Below are 6,905 nucleotides of genomic sequence, written 5' to 3' on the forward strand. Positions count from 1 at the left end.
CTTTTGAATTCTTTGGTTTTATCATCTATATTGGACTCCACTTAATATCAAGTGCGTCCTACAGAAAGCTAATATAGCGCATTCTTCTAATCGGGGTAGCTTGCTCCACCATTGATAAGTTCGCTACTTTCTGCGGACCAGACTCGCAAACGGGTTCTTCAAACACCAATGCTTCGACGGCCTCCAGGTCGCACAAGCTTTTTATACACATGTTTGCGAATTTGGTCATTCCTTTTAAGTCCGACCCTTTTAGGTGGTGGGAAACTCGCAACGACAGAAAACTAAAGGTTCTTTTACGCGCATAATATAGATATGCCCCTTAAAAAGAGGACATTGTCTAAAAATTCATATTAAGCATCAATAGGTTATTATACTTATGGGTAATGTTATGCCCGCGGGACGTAGGAGGAGAGCGTACTTAGGGGTAATGATGTGCCCACGGAGTGTAAGGAGTTATAAAAAAAAATTAATCTTAGTCGAATCATTTTGTTACACGCAAAAAAATTTTAGGCTGTTTTTTTTAATTCTTGCATTGTGGTGTTTTGTATCTCTGCCCACAACCTGAGTGCCTCTTCATCACAAGACGTTAAAGCATTTTTATCTTCACCAGGCATTGCTTTATCGCGTAGATGCGTCGGCATTGGATGGGGCATAAAAATATGTGTGTTGATATTGGTAACAGATGCCGTTTCTGCTTTATAAATATGCGCCATTGCTAAAAACCCAGCTTTAGAAATCGCATAAGGTCCCCAAAAAGGTTGCGGGTTTTCAGCTAATGCATCATTTACGAAAATAAGATCAGATTGAGGCGTTTTTTTCAGTAATGGCTCAAGCCCACGCAATAATCTAAAATTGGACGTTAAGTTTGTTGATATACAATCGTCCCAAAATTCGTTTGTGATATGCGTTAAAGGACGAAGCTGACCTAAATAAGCGGCATTAAGCATCAGCAAATCAATATGGGGAAATCTTTCAGCAATCGAAAAAGCTAATGCATCAATTAGATCAACATTACGTAAATCGAAAGGAATTAGTGTTGCATTACCGCCTAATTTTCGAACTTGATCATCAGTTTCAGTTAGTCCTTTTTTTTGCTTTGAAAGCAGTATCAAATGATACCCTTTTTGCGCTAAAAGACACGCAAAAGCAGCACCAAATCCCCGAGATCCACCGGTAATTAAAGCATATTTTTGCGACTCAACCATTATTGTTTCTTTTTCACCAATTGATCCATTTGATCACGTGTTTGTTGATCATATCCTGGCGTTGGGGTTTCATCAGCGCCAGCTGCTGAAGGTGATGCAGGTGCTGGTTTTGTTTCAACATGAATAGGATCGTCTAGCGGCCTGTTTGCCGCATTATTTGTAGGTGTTGCAGGATGATGAGAAGGTGTCACATTTTCTGGTTTTGTATAAGGATGTATCACATTATTATGCTGTGGATTTTGTTCAGAACGATGTTTAATAATAGGACCTTTTCCAACAGCACTACTTGGCGCAGTGGCTGAATCCTTCATAAAATTCTCTTCTTCTTTTTCAGACTTATCTGAAATGAACTCTTGGAACATTTTAATCAGTTTTATGCGTTGCTCTTCAGGAACCAAATCAGCCAAATAATTTGCTCCTTTTTGAATGAGCGGCAATGTTTTAGCTTGGGTTACCCAAACAGGCAATTCCTTGTCTTTATAGAACCAAACAACGACGATATATAAAAGGCAAATCAACAACATACCACGCAATACGCCGAAAATTAGACCTAAAAAGCGATCTAATGAACTTAAGGGGGTTTTATGAATCCATGATGCAATTGTATGTGCAATAAGGGAAAATATTATTAAACTGATAAGGAACAAAAGGGCTGCCGATAGACCATGAGCAACCATTTCATTATCAATAAAGCCGTGAAAGAATTTATAGGTAAAGCCAAATGAATAAATAGTGACGAAAAAGGCACCAACCCAAGCAAGAATGGCTAAAAATTCACGGACAAAGCCTCTGAAAAGGGCAAAAAGGGCCGATAATACCAGTATGACAACAAGCACTATATCTGTTGGCGTTGTTGGTAAATATTGCTCCCACATTTGGTATTACTCCCCTAATATTTCTTCTGTTGTTTGATTTTTGCGTTGATTCGCCATGTCTGTTACTAATTTCTTAACCATATCAACTGGATTCAAGGTCATGCTTTCTAAATGTATCTGCTTTGTTAAAGATCGCATATCTGGAATAAAAGCACAAGTAAAGCCTAATTTATCAGCCTCTTTTAACCGAACATCCATATGCGGCACCATGCGTACTTCGCCAGACAATCCTATTTCGCCTAAAAAAATGGCTTTGGGATCCAAAGGAATATCAAAATAAGCAGATACAAGCGCTGCAACAATCGATAAATCCGATGATGGATCTGTGATTTTAAGGCCACCCGCAATATTAAGATAGACATCGTAATTCGCAAAATTAAGACCACATCGCGCTTCAAGAACGGCCAATATCATGGCAAGACGCGATAAATCCCACCCAACCGTCGTCCGTCTTGGCATGCCATAAGCTGTTTTCGAGAGTAATACTTGAATTTCAACGAGAACTGGACGCGTACCTTCAAGGCCTGCATAAATACTTGATCCACTCACACCTTCGCGACGTTCTGATAGAAATAAAGCAGATGGATTTTTGACTTCCTCGAGCCCCGTTTCGGTCATTTGAAAAATGCCGATTTCATTTGTCGCGCCAAATCTGTTTTTAACAGTCCGCAATAATCTGTAATGATGACCACGTTCGCCCTCAAAATAAAGCACTGTATCAACCATATGTTCCAGAACGCGAGGGCCCGCAATAAGTCCTTCTTTGGTCACATGACCAACGATTAAAATAGCAACATTGCGTTTTTTGGCGATAGTGACTAATTCATGCGAACACGCACGCACTTGCGACACTGTCCCAGGAGAGGCTTCCAAATCATCTAAAAACATTGTTTGAATCGAATCAATAACCACAAGTTTAGCGCCTTGTGGTCCTTCAATTGTCGCAATAATATCTTTTAAATTAGTGCTGGACGCAAGCGCCAAAGGTGATTGTGCAACGCCTAGTCGATGTGCACGACTTTGAATTTGGTCGATAGCTTCTTCGCCAGAGACATAAAGCGTTGGTGTTTGATGGGATAATCGTGATGCCATTTGAAGCATTAAAGTTGATTTACCAATACCAGGATCGCCACCAATAAGAACAACACCTCCTGGAACAAGGCCGCCCCCTGTCACACGATCAAATTCTTGCGTATTTGACATCAGTCTTTTAGGAATAACAATAGGTGTCAATAAATCAACTGTATCAAGGCGTGACCCAGATTTTTTCATAAAAAATCCGGCAGAGGAAGATGGTTTTTCCTCTACAATTTGATCCCAAGTACCGCATGCATCGCATTTACCTGTCCATCGAGGAAAGGAAACGCCACAAGCTTGACATATATATTGCGATTTTAATTTGGCCAAAACAAACACTTCTTCTAGATTCATGAATTATATGTGTACATTCTAAGACATATAAAAAAAATGAAAAGGGTTAATCATAAAAATAGCTCCAAAAAACAAAAAAAATGCTTTAATATCCAAAGTGTGTAAATCGTGCTCACTTAATTTGAAAAATGATTGAGCAAATCTGACGACGCATTTGACCATAAAATGGGCTTTTATTGAAATGAAGCATTGGACGATCGAGGACATAGATTGGGATAAATTTGACCCCTCTTTAGTGGATCCTCAAATTATTCCTGTTATTAAAACAGCCTCCCTTGTTGAGTATAATGGACGCCATTATGCTGCTTATTTGCATAATATTTTCAATGATGAACCTGATTTTAAAGAATTGGCAACAGAATGGGCAGAAGAAGAAGTGCAGCATGGTGTGGTCCTTGGTAAATGGGCAGAACTTGCTGATCCAAGCTTTTCGTTTGATGCATCATTTCGAAAATTTTCTGACGGCTATCAAATTCCATTGGATAAAACGACTTCTGTTAGAGGCTCTCGCTCAGGTGAGTTAATTGCACGCTGTATTGTTGAAACAGCAACAAGTTCTATGTATACGGCCTTGACTGAAGCCACAAAAGAACCCGTTTTAAAACAAATTGCACAAAAAATTGCAGCCGATGAATTTAGGCATTACAAATTATTTTATGATCATTTTAAAGTACATAACAAACAAGATAAATTGAATTTTTTTCAACGATTGTCGATTGTTATCAAACGCATTTTAGAAAGCCAAGATGATGAACTTTCTTATGCATTTTATGCTGCTAACAACATCCAAACGCCTTATAACCGTAAAGCTTCTAATGCTGAATATGCGCGGTTGTCGTATCAGATTTACAAGCCTCACCACATAGAACGCATCATTGCCATGTCCTTTAAACCCATCGGCTTAAATCCTCATGGGAAATTAAGTAAAATAGCGCTTTTTGCGTTTACAAAGTTTTTGAATTGGCAGCAGAAAAATTGATTTTATTTATTTCGTTATAGAAAAAGGCTCAGATTGAGCCTTTTTCCGTTAGTTAATTGCTTGTTATTTGTATTTTTTTTGTTCGGCTTTAAGTTGACCAACAAAACCATCAATAGTTGATTTTGTGCCTTTGGCTTTTGTAATCGCAACATCAGCAGCATCTTTTTCGTCTTTGCTTTTTAAGGAAGCTTTTGCTTTATTTGCTTGACCAATAGAGTTGTTAACAGCGTTTGCATCTTGTTGATTTAAATCAATTTGTTTTTGAATCTCATCGGCTTTTTTCTTATTAGACCAAGAATCAAATACATTTTTTGTGACACCAAGAATTGCTGGAATGCTTGATTTTGCGCCACCAATAGCACAAGCCCCTGCCAACGTGCCAACAGTACCAAGTCCCAATGTTTCTGGTCCTGCCATTATTGCTGGTACAGCGGCTGCAATACCGCTTTTTACGCATCCCTTAAGAGCAGGAACTGCAATTTTAAGTCCTTCTGTAAAAACAGTTGTCCAAGGTACTTTTTTCGCAAAATCAACACTCATGGTAAAAACTTTTTTAACACCTTTTTTAACTTCTTTAGCACCTTGTTTTGCAATATCAACGCCTTTTTTACCAGCTTTTTTGGCTTCTTTGGCAGCTTTTTTTGCAAGATCGGCAGTTTTTTCAGCGCCCTTTTTTGCAACGCCTCCAACTTTTTTGGCTGTATCTTTAATACCGTGGCCAACATCCTTTATTGCGCCTTTAACTGAAAAAAGAGTTTCAGTCTGATCTACTTCTTGTTTAGGTGGCGTTTTTTTTGTGTTTTTCTTTTTCGTCGTTTTTTGTATTGTTTTATTTTTAGCAATTTTAGGTGATTCACTTATAGCATTTTCTTTTGGAGAGATTGCATAATCAGATGTATCCTGTAATGCTGTGGCATTATTATTAAACGTACAATAAAAAAGAATCATGTATAGCAATATAGAAGATTTTTTAAACATAACAGCCTCCATAAAAACGATTTTATTATTAAATGTATCAAAAAATAGTTAAATTTTTATTAAGATAATGTCGTTGATTTTAAATTGGAGGCAAAGACGTAAATTGTCTTGTTGTTATTTATGCATATCAAATAAGAAAATGGTAATTAGAAAAGCGTAAAATTGTTTCTTGACTCGTTTAAGACTTTTAGAACGTATATTGACATGTCTTTTAAACTTATCGGCTTAAATCCGCATGAAAGACTAAGTAAAGTAGTGCTTTTTGCGTTTACAAAGTTTTTGAATTGGCTACGGAAAAATTGGCAGAAAAATAGATAGTCGTAACACCTCAAGAGATATCTTTTGGTGTTACGTATAGATTTTGTTCAAATTTGGAAGAGATTAAATCTGATCAAGGTTACAACATATTTGTTTCGCTGCCTTTTTAAATTTCGTTTTAAACGCGTTTAAAAAGAGTTTTAAATCACTTAAATTTTGCACAGACCTATTGGTATGTTTAAGGTTATTGCACGTAGCAGAGAAAACACTATCTTTTTCTGTATTATATTTTTTAACTAGATTAACAATACCTTCAAGTGAGTCTTTATATAAAACGACATACGTATCTGCGTCAGTATAAAGAAAGTTAGAGAAAAGCAAGTCAATTGTTGCATCAATGCCATATTTAAGCATATCAACTAAATTTGATTCATTTGCATGCGTATAATGCTCCCATACACTAGGATGTTCATGCGTCAAAAGATAAAACCCTAATTGAAGAACATCAAGATTTTCTTTACCGATTTCTGCATTAACAATACATTCATAAAATTGTTGAAATAAAGAAAATACATTACTAGGTTTTAAATATCGAATTGTATCACCGTTATGTAATGAATCATGATTTATAATAAATTTTCTGTTTGTTTGGCTATATTTTTTATCATGAGCATTTCTATTAGGTCCTACTTCTACTGGACTTAAGTAAGGGCCTGTATTATCAAAAAAAGAAAAATTAATACTTTCAATGCTTATCCCTTGCTTTTTTAAAAAAACAGGACTGAATAAGTCATCAGCATTACCTTTGTTTTTATTTGAAAACACTTCATCAATTATTGCTTTCCATAATTCTTTTTCGCTATGATGAAAGCATAGATCCATTAAATCAACAATATCAAGAATATAATTCTTAAACGTTGTTATTGAAAGAGGAATAGAAGGATCTTGAACATGCTCATCAAAAAGTCTTTCTAAAGCTTCTGTTGGTAAACATCCTATAATTTGTGCGATAGACGTATTATTTTTTTCAAACTCTTTAAGGCGCGCATAAGCATTCGCATAAGCCCAAGATAATGGAATGTCTAAATTTTCTCATAGTACACGACACTTTTAACCAATTAAATCTATAACAAATGCTAGCAAAAAATTAACATAATTACATCGATTTATTTTTTCAAA

General features: G+C 36.3%; 6 protein-coding genes. 1 reads left to right on the plus strand and 5 read right to left on the minus strand.

Annotation, left to right across the window (positions count from 1 at the left end; translation table 11 throughout):
- Positions 1-506 precede the first annotated feature (506 nt).
- Genes Q8L85_03895 through radA form a run of 3 tightly spaced genes read right to left on the minus strand, consistent with a single transcriptional unit; the run spans position 507 to position 3,487 of the window.
- The gene (locus tag Q8L85_03895) at positions 507-1,205 is read right to left on the minus strand and encodes an SDR family oxidoreductase (GenBank protein MDP1723823.1); all 699 of its coding nucleotides are present in this window, start codon (positions 1,203-1,205) and stop codon (positions 507-509) included.
- Positions 1,205-2,080 (minus strand): CvpA family protein, encoded by an 876-nt coding sequence (locus tag Q8L85_03900; protein ID MDP1723824.1) that lies wholly within the window; start codon positions 2,078-2,080, stop codon positions 1,205-1,207. Before Q8L85_03900 ends, Q8L85_03895 begins: the two co-directional genes overlap by 1 nt.
- A 6-nt stretch (positions 2,081-2,086) precedes the next feature.
- A complete protein-coding gene (gene radA / locus Q8L85_03905) occupies positions 2,087-3,487 on the minus strand; it encodes a DNA repair protein RadA (GenBank protein ID MDP1723825.1) in 1,401 nt (466 codons plus the stop codon).
- A gap of 205 nt (positions 3,488-3,692) precedes the next feature.
- On the opposite strand from radA, the gene Q8L85_03910 reads away from it, so the two are divergent.
- Entirely contained in the window at positions 3,693-4,490 is a 798-nt protein-coding gene (locus Q8L85_03910; protein MDP1723826.1) for a ferritin-like domain-containing protein, read from the plus strand.
- Between the two features lie 63 nt (positions 4,491-4,553).
- Here the strand turns inward: Q8L85_03910 and Q8L85_03915 are convergent, their stop codons facing one another.
- Together Q8L85_03915 and Q8L85_03920 are read right to left on the minus strand one after the other, a co-directional pair.
- Positions 4,554-5,468 (minus strand): hypothetical protein, encoded by a 915-nt coding sequence (locus Q8L85_03915; protein ID MDP1723827.1) that lies wholly within the window; start codon positions 5,466-5,468, stop codon positions 4,554-4,556.
- Between the two features lie 381 nt (positions 5,469-5,849).
- Positions 5,850-6,608 carry a hypothetical protein gene (locus Q8L85_03920; protein ID MDP1723828.1) on the minus strand — a complete coding sequence of 253 codons (759 nt, stop codon included), beginning with the start codon at positions 6,606-6,608 and terminating at the stop codon, positions 5,850-5,852.
- Between the last annotated feature and the right edge of the window lie 297 nt (positions 6,609-6,905).

The organism is Alphaproteobacteria bacterium (assembly GCA_030680745.1).
GTDB lineage: Bacteria > Pseudomonadota > Alphaproteobacteria > JAUXUR01 > JAUXUR01 > JAUXUR01.

Coding starts and splice junctions, on each gene's coding strand:
- Q8L85_03915 (MDP1723827.1), bottom strand. CDS start 5,468: ATGTTTAAAAAATCTTCTATATTGCTATACATGATTCTTTTTTATTGT.
- Q8L85_03920 (MDP1723828.1), bottom strand. CDS start 6,608: ATGGATCTATGCTTTCATCATAGCGAAAAAGAATTATGGAAAGCAATA.
- Q8L85_03910 (MDP1723826.1), top strand. CDS start 3,693: ATGAAGCATTGGACGATCGAGGACATAGATTGGGATAAATTTGACCCC.
- Q8L85_03895 (MDP1723823.1), bottom strand. CDS start 1,205: ATGGTTGAGTCGCAAAAATATGCTTTAATTACCGGTGGATCTCGGGGA.
- Q8L85_03900 (MDP1723824.1), bottom strand. CDS start 2,080: ATGTGGGAGCAATATTTACCAACAACGCCAACAGATATAGTGCTTGTT.